This window comes from Alkanindiges illinoisensis DSM 15370 (assembly GCF_000619845.1).
GTDB classification, from domain to species: Bacteria; Pseudomonadota; Gammaproteobacteria; order Pseudomonadales; family Moraxellaceae; genus Alkanindiges; species Alkanindiges illinoisensis.
Window position 1 is genome coordinate 361219 of record NZ_JHUX01000004.1, and the last position, 20309, is coordinate 381527.

General features: G+C 47.7%; 14 protein-coding genes. 1 reads left to right on the forward strand and 13 read right to left on the reverse strand.

What is annotated here, in order from left to right; all coding sequences use genetic code 11:
* Positions 1-35: 35 nt before the first annotated feature.
* The 9 genes from gltB to Q337_RS0110615 form a co-directional block, all read right to left on the reverse strand.
* Positions 36-4532 (reverse strand): glutamate synthase large subunit, encoded by a 4497-nt coding sequence (gene gltB / locus Q337_RS0110575; RefSeq protein WP_211253611.1) that lies wholly within the window; start codon positions 4530-4532, stop codon positions 36-38.
* A 471-nt stretch (positions 4533-5003) separates the two neighbouring features.
* A complete protein-coding gene (locus tag Q337_RS0110580; protein ID WP_026471569.1) occupies positions 5004-5903 on the reverse strand; it encodes a hypothetical protein in 900 nt (299 codons plus the stop codon).
* Positions 5900-7009, reverse strand: coding sequence for a 3-dehydroquinate synthase (gene aroB, locus Q337_RS17475; RefSeq protein WP_051526792.1), 1110 nt, complete (start codon positions 7007-7009; stop codon positions 5900-5902). Before aroB ends, Q337_RS0110580 begins: the two co-directional genes overlap by 4 nt.
* 36 nt (positions 7010-7045) lie before the next feature.
* Positions 7046-7594, reverse strand: a complete 549-nt coding sequence (gene aroK, locus Q337_RS0110590) for a shikimate kinase AroK (protein WP_051526793.1) — start codon at positions 7592-7594, stop codon at positions 7046-7048.
* 26 nt (positions 7595-7620) lie between these two features.
* Positions 7621-9837: a type IV pilus secretin PilQ gene (pilQ, locus tag Q337_RS0110595; protein ID WP_026471571.1), complete on the reverse strand. Its 2217-nt coding sequence runs from the start codon at positions 9835-9837 to the stop codon at positions 7621-7623.
* 19 nt (positions 9838-9856) lie between these two features.
* Positions 9857-10384 (reverse strand): pilus assembly protein PilP, encoded by a 528-nt coding sequence (locus tag Q337_RS0110600; RefSeq protein ID WP_026471572.1) that lies wholly within the window; start codon positions 10382-10384, stop codon positions 9857-9859.
* Positions 10384-11103 carry a type IV pilus inner membrane component PilO gene (locus Q337_RS0110605; RefSeq protein WP_026471573.1) on the reverse strand — a complete coding sequence of 240 codons (720 nt, stop codon included), beginning with the start codon at positions 11101-11103 and terminating at the stop codon, positions 10384-10386. Before Q337_RS0110605 ends, Q337_RS0110600 begins: the two co-directional genes overlap by 1 nt.
* Positions 11103-11771 carry a PilN domain-containing protein gene (locus Q337_RS0110610; protein ID WP_026471574.1) on the reverse strand — a complete coding sequence of 223 codons (669 nt, stop codon included), beginning with the start codon at positions 11769-11771 and terminating at the stop codon, positions 11103-11105. Before Q337_RS0110610 ends, Q337_RS0110605 begins: the two co-directional genes overlap by 1 nt.
* The gene (locus Q337_RS0110615) at positions 11771-12829 is read right to left on the reverse strand and encodes a pilus assembly protein PilM (RefSeq protein WP_026471575.1); all 1059 of its coding nucleotides are present in this window, start codon (positions 12827-12829) and stop codon (positions 11771-11773) included. Before Q337_RS0110615 ends, Q337_RS0110610 begins: the two co-directional genes overlap by 1 nt.
* Positions 12830-12995: 166 nt before the next feature.
* On the opposite strand from Q337_RS0110615, the gene Q337_RS17480 reads away from it, so the two are divergent.
* Positions 12996-15683 (forward strand): penicillin-binding protein 1A, encoded by a 2688-nt coding sequence (locus Q337_RS17480; RefSeq protein WP_084494795.1) that lies wholly within the window; start codon positions 12996-12998, stop codon positions 15681-15683.
* Between the two features lie 103 nt (positions 15684-15786).
* Here the strand turns inward: Q337_RS17480 and Q337_RS0110625 are convergent, their stop codons facing one another.
* The 4 genes from Q337_RS0110625 to Q337_RS0110645 all read right to left on the reverse strand — a co-directional run bounded on the left by Q337_RS0110625 (position 15787) and on the right by Q337_RS0110645 (position 20275).
* Positions 15787-16590, reverse strand: a complete 804-nt coding sequence (locus Q337_RS0110625) for a putative RNA methyltransferase (RefSeq protein WP_026471576.1) — start codon at positions 16588-16590, stop codon at positions 15787-15789.
* 175 nt (positions 16591-16765) lie between these two features.
* Entirely contained in the window at positions 16766-17536 is a 771-nt protein-coding gene (locus Q337_RS0110630; protein ID WP_026471577.1) for a hypothetical protein, read from the reverse strand.
* A 139-nt stretch (positions 17537-17675) separates the two neighbouring features.
* Positions 17676-18794: a phospho-N-acetylmuramoyl-pentapeptide-transferase gene (mraY, locus tag Q337_RS0110640; RefSeq protein ID WP_026471578.1), complete on the reverse strand. Its 1119-nt coding sequence runs from the start codon at positions 18792-18794 to the stop codon at positions 17676-17678.
* 26 nt (positions 18795-18820) lie between these two features.
* The gene (locus Q337_RS0110645; protein WP_034279905.1) at positions 18821-20275 is read right to left on the reverse strand and encodes a UDP-N-acetylmuramoyl-tripeptide--D-alanyl-D-alanine ligase; all 1455 of its coding nucleotides are present in this window, start codon (positions 20273-20275) and stop codon (positions 18821-18823) included.
* Positions 20276-20309 lie beyond the last annotated feature (34 nt).

The following is a 20309-nucleotide window of genomic DNA, read 5'->3' on the forward strand; positions in this document are numbered from 1 at the left end:
CGGCAGCACTTGCCTGGTGCGAAAGTGAAAAAGACTTATTGAGGATCGGCCTTGGTGGTTTTCAGCAGGCTATTGAGGCTTGCTGCTTTTGGCTTCACCAACCAGAACTTGCGGCTGTAGGAATCAAACTCATCAATGATGGTTTGTCCCCAGGCACTGCCTGTTTCACGCACATGATCTTGCAGGATTTCCATCAGGTGATGGCGATAATCTTCCATCGGCTCAGTAGAAATACGGTTCAGGTCAATCAGTTCATGGTTGCAGTAATCGAAGAAATCACCGTCCAGATCCAGCACATAGGCAAAACCGCCGGTCATGCCCGCACCAAAGTTATGGCCTACCCGGCCCAGCACGGTCACAATACCACCGGTCATGTATTCACAGCAGTGGTCGCCAGCACCTTCAATCACAGCAAAACTGCCTGAGTTACGCACGGCAAAGCGCTCACCCGCAGTACCTGCTGCAAATAGCTTACCGCCAGTCGCACCATATAGACAGGTATTACCAATAATGGCTGTTTCCTGCGTTTTAAATGGTGAACCTTTTGGCGGGAAAATGGCAACCTGACCACCGGCCATGCCCTTGCCAACATAATCGTTGGCATCACCTTCCAGACGGATATGCAAACCACCAGCATTCCACACGCCCAGTGACTGGCCAGCAGTTCCGGTTAAGTGAACCACAACGGGCGCTATTTCCATGCCAAGGTTGCCATAACGCTTGGCAATTTCACCGGAAACGCGTGCACCAATGGAACGGTCACAGTTACCCACGATAAACTCAAAGCTACCGCCTTCACCAGCTTCAATCGCAGGCAACATTACCTCAACCATGCGCTCAGCCAGCAAACCTTTGTCAAATGGCTCATTTTTTACCACTTCACAATAGTTGGATTTGCCTTCCGCCGATGCATGGGAAGTCAGCAGGGCGCTTAAATCCAGATTGGCATGCTTGTCGGTTTCACCCGGCAGCACTTCCAGCAAATCAGTGCGGCCAATCAGGTCACGCAGAGAGCTTACACCCAGGGCTGCCAGCCATTCACGGGTTTCTTCAGCAATAAAGCGGAAGAAATTGATCAGCATTTCCGGCTCACCAATATAATGCTCTTCGCGCAGGTGATCCTGCTGGGTAGCCACACCAGTTGCACAGTTATTCAAGTGACAGATGCGCAGGTATTTACAGCCCAGCGCAATCATTGGGGTGGAACCAAAGCCAAAGCTTTCAGCACCCAAAATGGCTGCTTTTACCACGTCCAGGCCAGTTTTCAGGCCACCATCGGTTTGCACCCGAACCTTGCCACGCAGGTCATTCACGCGTAGCGCCTGATGCGCTTCACTTAAACCCAGCTCCCACGGAGAACCGGCATAATGAATGGAACTTAATGGCGATGCGGCTGTACCACCGTCATAACCGGAAATGGTAATGAAGTCGGCATAGGCTTTGGCAACACCCGCTGCAATCGTACCGACACCCGGCTCAGACACCAGCTTTACTGAAACCATTGCTTGTGGATTGACCTGTTTTAAGTCAAAAATTAGCTGTGACAAGTCTTCAATGGAATAAATGTCATGGTGCGGTGGTGGGGAAATCAGCGTGACGCCCGGTACAGAATACCGCAGGCGTGCAATCAGACCGTTAACTTTACCACCTGGCAACTGCCCGCCTTCACCCGGTTTAGCACCTTGCGCTACCTTAATTTGCAAAACTTCTGCAGAACACAGATAAGCCGGCGTTACACCAAAACGGCCAGACGCAATTTGCTTGATTTTGGAGTTACGAATTGTGCCATAGCGCGCTGGATCTTCACCGCCTTCACCTGAGTTGGAGCGACCACCAATGGTGTTCATGGCAATGGCAATAGATTCATGCGCTTCCGGCGACAAGGCACCCAGTGACATACCCGCAGAATCAAAGCGTGGCAGAATGTCTTCAATGCTTTCAACCTGCTCCAGTGCAATGCTGTTATCAGTTTTCAGCTTGAACAGGTCACGAATTGTCGCAATCGGGCGATGATTCACTAAGTTGGCATATTCACGGAAATCGTCATAGCTGCCAGAACGCACGGCTTTGTGCAGCGTTGCAATCACATCCGGATTAAAGGCATGATACTCTTTGTTGTAAACAAACTTGAGTAAACCGCCCTGATCCAGTGGCTTGCGTGCTTGCCACGCCAGAGCCGCCAGTTTTTTCTGGTCATTTTCCAGATCAGTAAAGCTGGCACCAGCAATACGGCTAGGCACGCCCTTAAAGCACAGCTCCACCACGTCTTTAGACAAACCAATCGCTTCAAACAACTGGCCGCCACGGTAAGAAGCAACCGTTGAAATCCCCATTTTGGACAGGACTTTCAGCAAGCCCTTTTCAATGCCCTTACGGAAATTAGCCTGCGCATATACTGGATCACCCAGCAGTTCGCCTTTATCAACCAGCTCATTGATCACGTCATAAGCCAGATATGGATAAATTGCTGTGGCACCAAAGCCCAGTAGTACGGCAAAGTGATGTGGATCACGTGCCAGACCGGTTTCTACAATAATATTGGCATCAGCACGCAGCCCTACTTCGGACAAGTAGTGATGCACCGCACCAGTGGCCATAATGGCATTGGCAGGCAGGTAGCCTTCACGAATATTTTTATCAGATAACACCAGCATGCAGTTACCAGTTGCAATGGCAGCAGCAGCTTCCTTACAAATGCGCTGTAACGCGGCTTGCAGACCTTCGCTCTCAAGATAGTTCAGGTCAACTACATTCATGCCATAGCCGGGACGATCCAGCTCACGCAACTGGTGCATTTTGCTGTTAGACAGTACCGGACTGGAGATAATCACACGGTCAGCATGGTCTGCGCTTTGCTCAAACACATTTTGCTCATGACCAAAACAGGTTTCCAGCGACATCACAATCGCTTCACGCAATGGATCAATGGGTGGGTTTGTTACCTGCGCAAACTGCTGACGGAAATAATCGGCCAGATGACGTACCTGACGTGATAGCACCGCCATAGGCGTATCATCACCCATGGAACCAACCGCTTCCTGCCCACTTTCAGCCAGCGGACGGATAATCTGGTCACGCTCTTCAAACGATACCAGGAACATTTTTTGTGCAGCTTTCAGACTATCGCCATATAAGCCAGTAGACAGCAACTGCTCTTCCAGCTCGTTATCTACCTGCAGGTTCAAGGCACGCTCACGCAACCATTTGCGGTAAGGGCGCATTCCTTTCAAATGGTTATTAATAGCGGCAGTATCCAGCACTTCACCTGTCAGGGTGTCTACTACCAGCATCTGGCCAGGGCCAACACGGCCTTTGGAAACCACATCTTCCGGCTTATAATTCCAGACTCCAATTTCCGAGGCCAGTGTGATATAGCCATTTTTGGTAATCACCCAGCGTGCAGGACGCAAACCATTACGGTCCAGCATACAAATAGCGTGACGGCCATTTTGAATCACCAGACCCGCAGGACCATCCCAGGCTTCCATATGCTTGGAATTAAACTCGTAAAATGCACGCAGGTCAGAATCGAGGGTTTCCACATTTTGCCAGGCCGGTGGAACCAGCATGCGCAATGCACGGAACAAATCCATGCCGCCGCCGACCAGAATTTCCAGCATGTTATCCAGACTGGATGAGTCAGAACCAGTGCGGTTAACCAGTGGTTTTAAATCTAGCAAACCCGGCAATAAGGGATTTTCAAATTTTGGTGTACGCGCAACCGACCAGTTACGGTTGGCGGTAATGGTATTGATTTCACCATTGTGCGCCAGATAACGGAATGGCTGGGCCAGGGGCCAGCGCGGTAAGGTATTGGTTGAAAAACGCTGGTGGAATACCACAATATGCGATGCCAAACGCTCATCCGCCAGATCCGTGTAAAAATCAGCAATAGCGGCTGGCATCATCAGGCCTTTATAGCTGATAACGGTACTGGCCAGCGTGGTCACATAAAACAGCGAGTCATTTTGTAGCTTGTGTTCGGCACGACGGCGCGCCAAAAACAGCTTACGGTTAAAATCAGCTTCAGGCAGATTTTCAGGGTTATTGACAATAATCTGCTCAAAGGCAGGCAGGGAACGTAATGCAATTTCACCCAGAATACTGACATCAACGGGCACTTTACGCCATGTGGCCACTGCAAGGCCTTCTGTCTCGATTTCTGCATTTAATACGTCACGGGAATACTGCGCCAGTGCTGGATCAATATTCAGGAAAATGGTACCAACCGCGAAAATGTCGGTCAGGCTCACCCCAAGCTTTTGGGCTTCATCACGAAAAAATGCCTTGGGCATTGCCAGCAGTAAGCCACAGCCGTCGCCCGTCTTGCCGTCAGCAGCAATACCGCCGCGATGCGTCATGCAACTCAGGCTATGAATGGCTGTTTGAACCAAATGGTGACTCGCCTCACCCTGCATCTGGGCAATCAGGCCAAAGCCGCAGTTATCGCGGAACTCATCTGGCTGATATAAACCCTGTGCGGATTGAGTGGGAGCTACATGATTGGGAGCTAAAGTATTAAGCGATGGCATTTGCATAGCGTACCCTTGTCTTGGTATTGTCCAACCAGACCCTTACGTCTGGCAGAAAAAAATAGAGCAAAAAAATCATCGTTGACTTGATGCCCGTGAACCACCTGTTCGACCCAAATATGCTGTCAGCGCCAAGCATGCAATTCGCAATAATGTGCAGGCAACACGGCCCAGGGTCAAATAAGCACAACCCTTATAGGCTGGTGTAAACAAAAAACGGCGGTGTATTTTACAGACAAAACATAAATAAATAAACCAATATTGCACAACAAGAAACAACATAAAATTGAAAATTAGTCGTGCTATAAACAGTTAAAGCAAATTTTAGACCATTTTTAAGGCAATACCTTCATATCTTAATGATTAATAGTATCTTTATTTCATGATTTTAAAGGAAATTTGCATAATTTTAATTATTTTAAAGTACTGCAATATTTTTTGCGGCAAAATATTGCAGAGTACGATTAATCTTTAATTAAATGGATCAGCAATCGGAGTTGTGCTGGCTGGGGCTGGATTAGTTTCTGCAGGGACTGGGTTAGTCACTGAAGACCCCGCAGGCTTGGCTGGATTTGGCGGAACAGTGCCTAAAGGATTAACTGCTGGATTTGTTCCAGTCGGTTGCCCATTAACTGATGGCAATGCGGGAATTGCGCCTATGGTTAACTGCGAGCTATTGGCACTTGAATCAATAGGAGCCGTTGGGGTAGGCGGTGCAGCAGGTGCTTCTACTGGAACAGGCACTGAACGCAGGCGTACCTGATAGACCTGGCCTGCTTTTGATAAATTGGTAATGCTGTCTTCTGAACCCACATCATCAATGACTGATGACTTAAACTCGGAAAAACGCACTGGATAGGCCTTTACACTGGCTGGCAGATCAAAGCTGATGGTCTTGCTGGCTTCGAGCGCTTTACCCACTGAAGAAAAACTACCATACACCAGCACATAGCGTTCACCCTGCTCCGGCGTACGGGAGCGCAAATAAAAAAACTTGTCGCGGTCAGCACGCTTGTCCAGATAACTTTTGACAATTTCTTCCTGTGATACACTCATCACATGCACTGTCCAGTTACCAGACTGCGTCTTAACGAAACTTGCACCGCGAAATTCTGCGGTCCGTTCACTAGTACTCATATCCTGATTAATATCCAGCTCTGGCACCATATCAGTCATCATGCCAAGCGTTGGTGAAAACTGTACTTTTTCAGGTTCCACCGGAACATCCCGAGCTTTTAAATCCTTTTCAACCGTAATCCTTTGATGAATTTGCATGCCAACCCATAGGAAAAAAGCAATCGCCAGCATGATCAGGCCACCCAGCAACCATGTACTGTTTTGCACAGTGCGCCAAATACGAGTACGGTTCATGCGGTCTGTTCCCCGACTGGCTGAGTAGGCTGCTGGCATGCAGCAATGGTGTCCCGAATAAGTTCAGGCGTGGCATCACGGCTAATTACAGCTTGCCCCACTTGCCTGAGTAAAATCAGGCGCAACTGGCCAGCCAGTACTTTTTTATCCTGTGCCATTAAAGCCATAAACTGTTCAACTGGAATAGCGGGGCAAACCGTCGGTAAATGCGCACGCGCAATAATCTGGCGTACACGGGCAACATCAGCAGTACTAATCCAGCCCATGCGACAGGATAAATCAGCAGCCATAACCATACCGGCTGCCACAGCCTCACCATGCAACCATTCACCATAGCCCAGATAAGCCTCAATCGCATGACCAAAGGTATGCCCCAGATTTAGTAAGGCTCGCTCTCCATGTTCATGCTCATCGGCTGCCACAATTCGGGCTTTGTGCGCACAGGAACGGTAAACCGCTTCTGCCAGCAAATGGGCATCACGCGCTACCAGCTGTTCCATATGGGTTTCAAGCCATACCAGAAAACCCTGATCACCCAGCAAGGCATACTTGATAATTTCTGCCAAGCCTGCTGACAATTCGCGATCAGCTAATGTGTCTAGCTGTGCCATATCGGCCATAACTACACTGGGCTGCTTGAAAGCGCCAATCATGTTCTTGCCTAATGGATGGTTAATCCCGGTTTTTCCGCCGACACTGGAATCAACCTGAGACAACAATGTTGTAGGCACCTGCACAAAATCCACACCGCGCTGAAAGCTTGCTGCAGCAAATCCAGCCATATCACCAATCACGCCGCCGCCCAGCGCCAGCACTGTACAATCACGGTTAAAACTGGCAGCAAGTAAGGCATCAAAAATCAGGTTTAAGGTGTCAATATTTTTATAAGCCTCACCATCTGGCAAAATACAGGTCATCACCTGCTTGCCAGCATGCTCCAGGGCATCCTGATAGCCCGCCATATAGAGAGGCGCTACAGTTGTGTTGCTGACAATCATTACTTGCCGCCCTTTGATATAAGGTGCTAAGCACTCCTGAACAGGAAGATGACTACCAATAAAAATAGGGTAACGACGTTCACCAAGCTCAACATGTAGCGTTTGCATAAAATGATCTAAAATGTAGCCTTGAAGATTTTATGTTTATCTTAACGTGTTTAGGCCAATCAATTGAATAATTTTTTGTGCCAAATCGCGTGCAGAGCCATCCGAAGTAGGAATGACATGATGAGCCACCTGCCGATATAAAGGGTCGCGAAGGCTTAACAGTTCTTTTAATTTTTCTTCGGGATTGGCTACTTGCAATAAGGGTCTATTACGATCACGGGAGGTACGTGCCAGCTGCATTTCAACAGGGGTGTATAAGTAAATTACAATACCACGCTGCTTTAGAAATTCACGATTTTCCTGGCGCATGATTGCACCACCCCCTGTAGCCAGTACAATTCCTGACCGCCGGGTTAGATAATCAATTACCTGCTGCTCACGCTGCCGAAAACCGTTTTCCCCTTCTTTTTCAAAAATCCAGGGAATACTGGCACCTGTTCTAGCTTCAATTTCATGGTCACTGTCGATAAAAGAACGGCCCAGCAAATCTGCCAGATGCCGTCCTACCGTTGTTTTACCAGCACCCATTGGCCCAACCAGATAAATGCTGGTATTGGCCTCTAGGTTTAAGCAGCTTGACTCCAAAAAACTGTCCTTTCTAGCAGCACACCTTATTTTGGCGTACGAGTGGTTGTATCAGACACAAGGCGTGGGGTTACAAAAATGAGTAACTCCTGCTTATTATCAAGATTAAGATTTTTTCTAAACAGATTACCTACGTAAGGGATATCCCCTAAAAATGGAACTTTAGTTACGGTATTACCAGTTTCATTAATAAAGATGCCCCCAAGCACAACAGTTTCCCCATCATTTACCAGTACGTTGGTTGCTACCCGGTTGGTATCAATCTGGCGCTGACCTGTAGAGAGCACTGTACCTGGCGTATCACTATTGATAAATAACTCCATTCCAATTTTACCATCTGGCGTAATATTGGGTGTTACTTCCAGGCTTAATTCAGCATTAATAAACTGTACTGAGGTTGCACCGCTTGAAGTAGCAGCCTGATAAGGAATTTGAGTACCTGAAGCAACCCGGGCCTTTTGCTTATCCCCTGTAAGTACTTTCGGCGTTGAAATCACTTCACCCTTACCTTCAGACTGTAAAGCTGACAACTCAAGATCCAGCATTACATCAGATAGGCTAATCAAGCCAAAAGCAATCCGGCTAGCACCTGCTGAAGTTACACCTAAGTCAACATTAAGGTTATCTGGTCGGTCAATCTCATAAGTATATCCTCCCAACTCATCATCCAGTTCTGGCTCGCGCAGGTTCCACAATGTTGTTTCTGAGCCGCCAACTAGTAGATTGTTATTATTGGTAATCCCCTGAGAAAGCACACCCCACTTCACACCCATTTCCTTACTAAAATTATTAGTAGCTCTTACAATCCGCGCTTCAATCATTACTTGTTTAACTGGTACATCTAGACGATTGATCATGGCTCGTATTTCATCAATTTTTGCTGCAGTATCCTGAATAATTAAGGTGTTGGTCCGTGGATCAATTGAAATTGTTCCACGTGTTGATAATAAACTACCGACGTTACTATCAATGCCGTTGTTGCTTGAATTGCTACCTGTTGAACCAGAAGCCCCATTATTACGGCCTGAAGTAATCAGGGTTTGAATGTCTGCTGCTTTTGCATAGCTAATTTGGATATATTCGGTTTGTAACGGGGCTAGTTGCTCTACCTGCTGGATTGCCTGTGCCTCCAGTTTTTCGCGCGCAGTAATTTCAATGGCTGGTGCTACCATGATTACGTTGCCGGTGCGACGCTTATCAAGACCTTTGGTCTTTAAGATAATATCGAGCGCCTGATCCCAGGGTACATTCTGCAAACGAATTGTAATACGGCCATTAACGCTATCACTGGCCACCAGATTCAGATTAGTAAAATCAGCAATCAACTGAAGTACTGAACGTACATCAATGTCCTGAAAATTCAGAGAAAGTTTCTGGCCTGTATAAATTTCTTCAGCACGGGCTTTTGTGGTTACCTCAGGTTTTACAGCAGGCTTAACGCTAATGGTAAGCTTATTGTCAGTCTGATAAGCCATGTACTCATATTCACCTTGCGGTTGAATCACCATCATGCCATTACTGCCTTCATTATAGGCATCAATGGTTGATACTGGTGTGGCAAAGTCATTCACATCCAGACGACGGCGTAATTGTGAAGGAATTTTTGCACCGACGAAGCGCACGATAATACGGCTGCCTTGCTGCTGCACATCAACCGGCAAAGAAGAATTCAATAAATCAACAGTGATTAATCCATCACCTGAAGCGCCACGCTGGAAATCAATATTACGAATATCAGCAGAAACTGGTGCTATGCTGGTATTGATGGTAGCAGGAACAACAGGGGTCATGGTGGAAGTTGTAGCTGCACCCGCTGCTCGACTAATTTTTAAAATCAGGGTATTTCCTTCAACCCGGGTACTATAATTGCCTGCCTCGGTAAGATTAACCACCAGGCGGGTACGCTCCTGATTGGTGACTACACTGACATCCTGGGCATTCTTGCTAGCAACACTAATCCGGTTACTTGGTAATGCACTGATCGTTTCTGGAAAATCCAGCACCAAACGGGTGGGCTGTTCAATTTGATAGGCTTGCGGATCAGGTGGCGTACTGCTGAATACCAGACGCAACTCCGTTTCATTATTGGGCAATGCCAGTGGAATGACCTGATTTAGGCTGACCTGAGCGGCCATTGCTGCCTGAACTGCCAATGCACAGGCACTTGCAAGTGTAAGTTGACGCATAAAAGAAGTCATTGCGGGTGTTGCCCCCATACCAAACTGATTAATTGGGTTCCTCATTTTTATTTCCTCAAATTCCTTATGCGCCAACATCGATCATGACGAGATTACGTGGACGCTCAACAAAACCATCACGACCATTAGGTACAATTTCAATGACAGAAATCTGGCTTGGTGAAATATCAACAATACGACCATAGTTTTTGCCCAGGTAATTACCTTTTTCTACCCTGACCACACCGCCTTCCGGTGCCTGGATCAAGCCATACAGTGATCCATTTGAGCGTCTTAAGGTGCCTTTCATTACCAAAGCTTCAATCGGAAACTGCTCAAGGTACTGCGGCGGACGCGAAAGATCAGGCATGATTTGCCGGCCCGCTGCTACTCTAAGTTCCATGGCCAGACTGGGCGGCATAAATGGACTTCTTAACTGCTGGGCAGAATAAGCAAAAGAAGGCACAGGCAGAAATACCGGTGCAGGGGGTACAGGTTGTGGTGGCTGACTACGGATTTGCTGCATCTGTTCGTTAACCACATCAAGCCGTGAGCTACAGCCTGTTAACAGGACAGTCCCAAGTATTGTAATTGTAAGGAGCTTGAGCTTCATTATTTTGGTGCTCCTGCTGCTGGTGCTGGTGTTGATGAATCTTCAGCGGGCTGATCATTATAACGATAAGTTTTTGCCTGTACCGTCATTTTCAGCACAGGAACTTCACTTTTGGTTTCGGATTCCGGCAAGGTTTCAATCACAAAGTCATGTAGGGTGACAATACGTGGCAATGCTGCCAAGCCACTTACAAATGAACCAAACGCATGATAGTCACCTTGCGCCACAATCGAAATTGGCAGTTCAATAAAGAACTCCTGTTTTACCTCAGGCTGTACGCTAATATTGTTAAAGCGTAGACCACTGCTGACCCCGGTAAAGTTGATGTCCTCAACCAGACCTGGAATTTCCGTTTCCTTGGGTAGCTGCTGTAGCAATTCACCAAAGGTGCGCTCCATATCTTCAATTTGCTTTTGATATAATTGCAAATTTCTTAGCTTGGAATCTTTCTCACGATATTCATTCAACAGGCTTTCTTCTTGTGCCCTGGCATTATCAATATCGTTTAACAATGGACGAATCAGCACAAAATAAGCCAGTGCAAGCGTCACTAATAATACAAAAATATAAATTGTAATTTTAACCGAAGTGGGCCAGCTCCCCATATTTTGGGGATCAAGAGAGTTAAAGCTGTTGATAAACTCCTGAAAGTTAAACGGCTTTTTCTTTGGTGCCAATAATTCGTCTTTTTCGAGTGTAGAGTCGTCAAAATCGTCCATTACTGTTGACCCCCTGTTGTTGGTGCTGGTGCCGGAGTACTGGCAGGTGCCGATATGCTGGCATCAGTACTAGCATCCATGGTAGCCGCTTCATCACTAATATCTACAGTAACCAGAAACTCGCCAAAACTATCTTCTGGTCGCGGCAATACAGTCCCCGATGGCTTGGGCTGGTTATCCGTGGCTTTGGCAGTATAGGAGTTCATGAAAGCATTTCTAAACCAGGGAGAGTTCTCCAGATTACGCAAAAATTCGGATACGGTATTTGGACTTTCTGCACGGCCGGTAATAATAAATTTGTCATCTTTACGCTCAAACCGGGTAATAAACATCTGGTCTGGCGTTAAACGAGCCATTTCATCAAATAGGCGCACCACCACCGGACGCTTGCCCTGCAAATCCTGAATCAGCTTCATGCGCTCAATAATTTCATCACGGTGGGCTTGCAAGCCATCCAGTGCTTTTAAGCGTACATCCAGTTCGCTATTGGCCGTTTGCACCAGCTGATTGGCCTGTTGCTGATCGTTTAAGCGCTGATTGACAAAAGCCCAGGCCAGTGCTGAGAGCACAAGACCCAGTAAAAACATCCCAATTGATATACTAATAAATTCTTTTTTTCGCTGCTCACGGAGCGCTTCGCGCCATGGCAGTAGGTTTATTTTTGCCATTAATCAAAACTCCGTAAAGCCAAACCGCAGGCAATCAGCAATGATGGCGCATCATTTTCAATCTGGTTCGCATCAATCTGCGAGGCAAAACCCATTTGTAAAAATGGGTTGGCAATAGTAACCCGATGTCCCAGTTTTTCCTGTAATAACCGGGCAAGGCCTGGAATATTGGCATTACCACCAGCGAGCAGGATATGGTCAACATCATTATATTGCGTTGATGAATAAAAGAACTGCAATGAGCGCGCAGCCTGCTGCACAATAGCATCCATATAAGGAATCAGGACTTCCGGCTCATAGTCATCCGGCAGGTTGCCTTCTTTTTTGGCACGTCCGGCTTCATCAAAAGACAGACCATAGCGGCGCTGAATGTCTTCAGTCAGTTGCTTGCCGCCAAATAGCTGTTCACGGCTATAAATAATCTTTTCATCCTTAAGCACGCTTAAGGTCGTCATGGTATGACCAATATCAAAAATCGCAACAATATCCGGAGTACCCGGTAGCGTATCAATAATCAGGGAAAAAGCACGTTCAATGGCATAGGATTCGACATCAATGACGCGGGGCACCAGACCGGCCAGTTCTAATGCTTCACTGCGCATATCTACATTTTCTGTACGCGACGCAACTAAAAGTACACTGACACGGCTGGGATTAGTTGGTGAAATATCAACAACCTCAAAATCAAGGCTGACTTCATCCAGCGGATATGGAATGTATTGTTCAGCATCCAGACGAATCTGCACTTCGCGTTCGTCGTCGGTCATGTCAGCATCCATTTCAATGATTTTGGTAATCACTGCTGAGGAAGCGACTGCCGCTGCTGCGCCATTGCTTTTGGGATTGGTCAGATTAAGCAGACGCTCAATGGTTTCACCAACACTTTCAGGATCGGCAATGTTTTTTTCAACAACTGCATGAGAAGGTAATGGCAGAATTCCATAGCTTTCTACCCAGTACCGTCCATCTCTGATGTCCAATTCAAGTAACTTGACCGAAGTGGAACTGATATCAACCCCGACAAGACTTTTATTTTGTTTACGCTGAAAGGAAAGCACCGTAAGTTCCCTGTTATTGTTCTAAACATCCGGAATATAACACAAGCTACGCCAATACATAGTGCGAATAGCTCACTATAATAAATATAGTAAAACTAACAATCCTAAGTTTCTGGCGCTATACTGCGTCAATTCCGATCCCTGCAGGTATTAAAACGCACTTGTTATGAAAAAGCTATCGTGTTCGGGCCGTATCTATCCATTTTTTTTATTCGCAATTGTGATGGTTATGGCAATTCCAATGGGCTTTTATGGCATGTATTTGTATATTTACCCCAGCTTGCCAGATATGCACCTGTTAAAGGAAGCAGCTCTGGAAAAGCCATTGCAGGTTTATACCAAGGACAACGAACTCATTGCCGAATTTGGCGAAAAGCTGTCCATGCCTGTGGAATACAATCAGATTCCGCCAAAACTGGTACAAGCGTTTCTGGCTGCAGAAGATTCGTCTTTTTTTGAACATAATGGCGTGAGTTTTAAAGGGCTTGGACGTGCCGTCAGTGAATCTGTGAGTGGTGGCGCGCAAACCGGTGGTTCTACCATTACCATGCAGGTCGCCAAAAATTATTATTTAACGCCGGAACGTACGCTGCGCCGCAAGCTGACCGAGATTTTTCTGGCGCGCAAGATTGAGCAAAGCCTGACTAAAGAAGAAATTTTAACCCTGTATGTCAACAAGATTTTCCTGGGTAAAAATGCCTATGGCATTGCTGCTGCTGCACGTATTTATTACAACAAGGATTTAAAAGACCTGACAGTGGCCGAAATGGCCATGATTGCAGGTTTGCCCAAAGCGCCTTCCCGCTACAACCCGGTGGTGAATCCGGAACGTGCACTGGAACGCCGTAACTGGATTTTGGCACGTATGCTACAGTTGGGTTCAATTAATCAGCAAACCTATCAAAATGCTATAGAAGAACCCATCCGGCTAAATATGCGGGAATACCGGGTTCAAACCAGACATCCTTATCTGGCTGAACTGATCCGGGCTGAAATGGTCAAACGCTTTGGCGAGCAGGTCATGAATTCCGGTTATAAGGTTTACACCACTGTTGATAGCAAACGTCAAAGCATGGCAGAAACTGCAGTACGCGAAGGGCTGGAAGCCTATGACCGTCGGCATGGCTGGCGCGGTGCAGAGGCCAATGACAAACCCTTAAAACAATTTGTACCGTATGCCAATACCTGGCCTGCCAAGGTCACCAAGGTCAACTCCCGCAGCTTTGAAGCTATATTTGCCAATGGTAAAACCACAACCGTAGGCTGGGATGGCATGGTTTGGGCACGACGTTATTATAGTGCTGATCGTGTTGGAGGGACTCCGGCCAATGCCAGTCAGGTGGTTAAGCTAAATGATATTGTTCGCCTGCGCCCAACCGATGACAAGAAAACCAACTGGGTGCTCACCCAGATTCCAGCAGTTCAGGGTCAACTGATTGCGTTAAACCCGAATAATGGTGCAGTAGAAGCCGTAGTTGGCGGTTATGACTTTGCGCAAAGCAAGTTTAACCGTGCTGTACAGGGCTGGCGCCAACCCGGCTCAACCATCAAGCCATTTATTTATACCCTGGCACTGGAACGTGGCATGACACCCTATAGCATGGTTAGCGATAGCCCGCTAAGAGTCGGAAAATGGCAACCTAAAAATTCGGATGGCCGTTATCTGGGCAGCATTACCTTGCGCCGCGCCTTGTACCTGTCACGTAATCTGGTGTCAGTCCGTTTGCTGCAATCGGTTGGGCTAGATCGGGCACGTAATTTTCTGGTTCACTTTGGTCTGGTGGAAGACAAAATTCCCCGTAACCTTACTATTGCATTAGGGACACCGCAGGTTTTACCCATCCAAATGGCGACTGGCTATGCCACATTTGCCAATGGCGGTTTCCGTATTCAGCCGTATGTCATTGAAAAAGTGGTTGATCCAGATAATAAGGTCTTGTTTGAAGCCAATCCACTGTATGCTTGCGCCAGTTGCATGAGCAATCCTGAACAGGCCAACGCAACCCCTACGCCAGCTAATGACAATGGCGAAGTAGTTGAGTTAAGCAACAAGCAGGGGCAGCCCATTGAGAAAACAGTGGCATCAACTGCTGAATCAGCAACGCCTGCCACTGAAAACCAGAATGCGAGTTCCAATAATCCAGCACAGGCTGTAACGGCGTCTGCCAATAACAATACGACCTATCGTCAGGCCACCCGGATTATTAAATCCAGTTCAGCATTTGATATGGCCAATATTTTGCAGGACGTGATTGTACATGGCACAGGCCGTGCGGCATTAAAGCTGGGCCGTAATGATCTGGGCGGTAAAACCGGAACCACCAATGACGCCAAAGACGCCTGGTTTGCTGGCTTTAATGGCAATCTGGTAACCATTTCATGGGTGGGTTTTGATAATCCAAAAACACTGGGACGGCGTGAATATGGTGGCGTTGCTGCGCTGCCAATCTGGATCAAGTTTATGGGCGATGCGCTTAAGGATACGCCCAGCAAATGGGTTACACTGGATCGTAATGCCGATGATCCCATGCTTGATCCGGTTGCCAATGATGAACAGCGCAAACAGCGCCGCGTTCCCCCAGTAGCAACCCCGCTATATAAACCCAAACCATTGCAGGTCACTGTGGTTGATGATTTTGCAGACTTGCCGGATATGGGTATTGATGACGATGACCTAAACCTGCCAGGCTCGCCTTCAGTTCCCACTACTGCACTTGCAACACCATCTGCCGGCAATAATGGCAATGCCAACAATAATAGTAGCAGTACTGCTGGCAACCCTGCCAATACTACCCCTGCAGCACCAGCCAGTAAGCCGCCAGCACGTCCCGTTGCCCCTTCAGAAATTTTCTAGGGCGAAACTTAAAGGACACAGCGATTTAACTGTTGCGCAATTATTATCCATCATTTCGCCCTGATTACCTGTGACCGGTTACTTGTAATCAAGGCGAAATGGTTTAAGCCTGTTTTTGAAATAAATAAACCTGAAAACTGGCGCTGGTTTTTAGTAAATCCGCCTGCTCCAATTGCTGTCGTTTTTCCGCTTTGGCTTTCCAGGCATAAGGTGTCATAGCAATCAGATGCCGTAGCGCCGTCTGTTCGAGTAGTATCTCATACGTTAAGACATGCTGCCGGATTAAGCAAAAATCTGGTGCCAGCGTTTCGATAAATTTTTCCGGCTGATGCGGATTAACCTGCTCAAACAGGGCAGCGCGCATTTCATGTAAATGGCCTGCTGCCGGGGTTGCCACCAGCAAATAACCTTGTGGCTTAACAACACGCGCCATTTCATCCCGGGGCAACGGGCTAAAAAAACTGGTGATGACATCGATTGACTGGCTGGCAATTGGCAACTTGGCCGCACTGGCAATCAGCCAGCTAATATCCGGGTAGCGCTTGGCCGCAATTTGTATGGCAGTTTTGGCAATATCCACGCCAATGATTTGTCCGGCGACTGCGGGCATGCCACTGGTATAAAACCCTTCACCGCAGCCAATGTCCAGCACGGACTGCGCCTGTAGTTCAGCCAGCCAGTTCATTAGCTGATCTTTAAGCGGCTGATAATAACCTGCCTGCAAAAATTCACGGCGTGCCTGTACGGCCTCGACGGTATCACCCGGACTTTTACTGTTTTTATGCTGGACAGGCAATAAGTTGACATAGCCCTGCCTTGCCACGTCAAAACTATGCTGATTACTGCAAACCCAGCGTGTTTTTTCCTGCAGCAACGCGGTGTGACACAAAGGACAAATAATGCTCATGGCGCTATCCTGTTTAAAAGCAGCGCTATTGTAAGGGGTTTTTAAGCATGAAGTAATTTTACCCTGCTATTTTTGCCTGATTCCTTAGCCGTAGTTTTTTAATGATTATTTTTTAAGGACCACGTTAAAAATACTTTCCAGTTTTAAGTGGCCTGTTACTGCTTTGTCCTGCTATTTATAAGGTCAATGCTTCAGGGGAACTGGCTGGGCTTTCACCAACATGGTTTAGACTATCGTTGATTTGCTCTATCCATCGTTTAATTTGTGCCGATGGTGCACGGGTTTCAGTGAGGGTCGTCACCCAGCGCATCTGACACATACGTAGCTTGGTAATGCTGCTGGCATGCTGAATATCCTTGATGAGTGCGCTGGCCAGCAAACCACAGTATTCGCGCAGGCTATTCATCATCAGTTGCTTGACGTCATCAAAACTTAAATATACCGGCGTACTTTGCAGCATGGCAGCTGAATGCAGGTCGGTAGAAATGACAATATCCTGTCCGGCAAGACTTGGGATTAAATCCGGCATTGGTTCAGGTGCGGCAAGCGCCTGATGGGTTTGCAATGCTATAGCGCTGGCTGGCTGGGCCACCTGATTTTCAGTGACGACCTGCTGGTGCTGTGGAGCGCCAGCCTCAAAATGAGTTGGCGCAACAGGCTGAATTTCTGAATGAAATGTAGTCGGTATGGCCTGTGCAATGGTTTCTAGCGGCGTGCTCGTTTCTGGAAACTTACTGGTTTCTGGCGCAGCAATCAGCTGGTGTTCCAGTAGCACAGCTAGATTATCCGTGGTGGCCAGTTGCCGCAACTGCTGCTGGCTTAAGTGACTGGCATTGCCATTTTCAATCATCAGCAGCAAGGCGCGCTGGCGCGAAGTTAGTTTGACCGAACGGTTTTCAAGTGCCTGATTTCCCTTAGGCGTACGGTAATACTGAGGCAATGTCACTGTACACACTCCGCATGATTCAACGATTTAACCCGTTAAAAATTTTAGGCAGTATTTGTGACAGCCAAATGATAACTGCAAGCAACAAGCATAAAAAAAGCTGGACCAGCCAGCTTCTATTTATTTTTTAGTGAACAAGTTATCGCAATTTCAGGGTCATCAGGCCAATGACCACCAGAATAATGGTAATGATCCAGAAGCGAATCACCACCTGGGTTTCTTTCCAGCCCTGCTTTTCATAATGATGATGCAGTGGTGCCATTAAAAATACCCGCTTCTGACGCATGCGCAATGAACCAATTTGCAGGAATACCGACACGGCCTCCATCACAAATACACCGCCCATGATGGCAAATACAATTTCCTGCCGCACCATCACAGCCAGCGTACCCAGCATGGCACCTAAGGCCAGTGCGCCCACATCACCCATAAAGATTTGGGCAGGATGCGCATTAAACCACAGGAACGCCAGCCCAGCGCCTACCATTGCACTGCAAATCACTACCAGCTCACTGGCATAGACCACATAGGGAATATGCAGGTAATCGGCAAAGCGCACATCGCCGGACAGGTATGCAAATACGCCCAAGGCAGCAGCCACCATCACCACTGGCATAATGGCCAGACCATCCAACCCGTCGGTCAGGTTGACGGCATTACTGGCGCCATTAATCACCAGATAGGTGAACACAATAAAGGCCAAGCCATACGGAATCACTGAAAATGGCAGGCTCAGGTTTTTGAAAAATGGAATCAGCAAATCCAGCATGCCTGCGCTATGCACAGGATTGGTTTGCTGTGCGGCAATCACATACAGCGCAATACCGGCTCCCAGTGATGCAATCGACGTCCAGAAAAATTTCTTGCGCGCTGGCAAGCCCTTGTTATCCTTATAGCGAATCTTGATCCAGTCATCTGCCCAGCCAACGGCACCGAACACCACCATTACACCCAGCACAATCCACACATAAGGATTACGCAAGTCTGCCCAGAGCAGTGTACTAATGCCAATACTGATCAATATCAGGATGCCGCCCATGGTTGGCGTGCCCATTTTAACCGCATGGTTTTCCGGGGCAAAGCTACTGACTGCCTGACCATATTTAAGCGCGCGTAACCTGCGGATCATATAAGGCCCAACCAGCAGGCCAATGCCCATTGAGGTCAGTACGCTTAACAAGGCACGCAGGGTTAAATATCGAAAAACCTGAAACCAGCTAAAATGTGTAGCCAGTAGTTCAGATAGCCATAACAGCATTACGCGTTCTCCCCTAAATTGGCAGTTTAGCCAGCAATTGCGCCAGCAGGCAGGCCATCAATCAAATCAGCGATCAAGCTTTCCATTCTGGTATAGCGTGAACCCTTAAATAATAAGCTGGCATTAGACGTTTCAGCCTGTGCCAAAAATTGACGCAAATGTAGAAGTAACTCAGGTTTTTCAGTAAATGCCTGTGCCTGCATCTGTTGGTTTTGTGACTGCAACCCATCAATGGTCTGTGCTGCAAATTCACCCACCGCAAATACCGCATCCAGCTCCAGTTCTGCCAGATCCTGCCCCAATGAATAATGCTCTTCACGGGCGGCATCACCCAGTTCGCCAATGTCGCCCAGCACCAGTATTTTGCGGCCTGCCTGCGCTGCCAGAACCTGCGCTGCAGCACGCATGGAATGTGGATTGGCATTATAGGTGTCATCAATAATCAGCCAATTGCCATACTTCTTAAAAGTCAGGCGACCCTGTGCGCCAACGGCTGATTCCAGACCTTGCGCAATTTGTTGCAAAGGAACATTAATCGCCAGTGCAAAGCTGGCTGCTGCCAGTGCATTTTCAATATTATGCTGGCCAGCAAACGGCAATAAAATGCCAATCCGGCCTTGCGGTGTCACCAGCTCAAATTGACTGCTGGTGGTCTGCAATTCAATGTGTTCAGCAAAAACATTGCCGCCTGTACCAAATGAAATGGTCTGGTGACTAGCTGCTGCCTGCTGAACTACATCGCTAAAATCCCCATGTGCAGGCACAATGGCAATCGCCTGATGGGTATCATTGGCTTTTAAATGGTTAAAAATTTCCGACTTGGCATTTGCAATACCCAAACGTCCGCCGAATTCCCCCATGTGCGCCGTGCCAATGTTTAGCACACCAGCAACCTGTGGCTGCACCAGATTTGAGGTGTAGTCAATTTCGCCCACATGGTTGGCCCCAAGCTCCATCACAGCATAGCGATGCTCCGGTAGCAACTCCAGCAACATCATGGGCACGCCAAGGTCATTGTTTAAATTGCCACGGGTTACCAGTGTGGGCGCACTCAAGCGCAAAATACTACCCAGCATTTCCTTCACTGTGGTTTTACCGCTACTGCCAGTCAGTGCCAGCACGGTTAAATCCGGTTGTTGCTGGCGGCGATAACTCCCCAGATGCCCCAATGCCAAGCGCGTATCCGGCACGACCAGTTGGGGCACCGCCAGCTGTTCAATCACACGAGAAACAATCACTGCACTGGCGCCATTCGCAACAGCATCAGCTGCAAAATTATGGCCATCAAAGCGCTCACCCACCAGTGCCAGAAACACCTCATTGGACTGCACCCGGCGGTTGTCAGTCACAATCCGGTTAAATGACGATGGCGCTTCTGCATGCAGGTTATGCCACTGGCCTTGCGTGGCTTGCTGTAATTGCTCACTGCTCCACGGCGCAGTAACAGCCGAAGATGTTGGAAGAGAATCAGACTGACCCATGATTTACTCGATATGCCTTAATATGCCTAAAAAC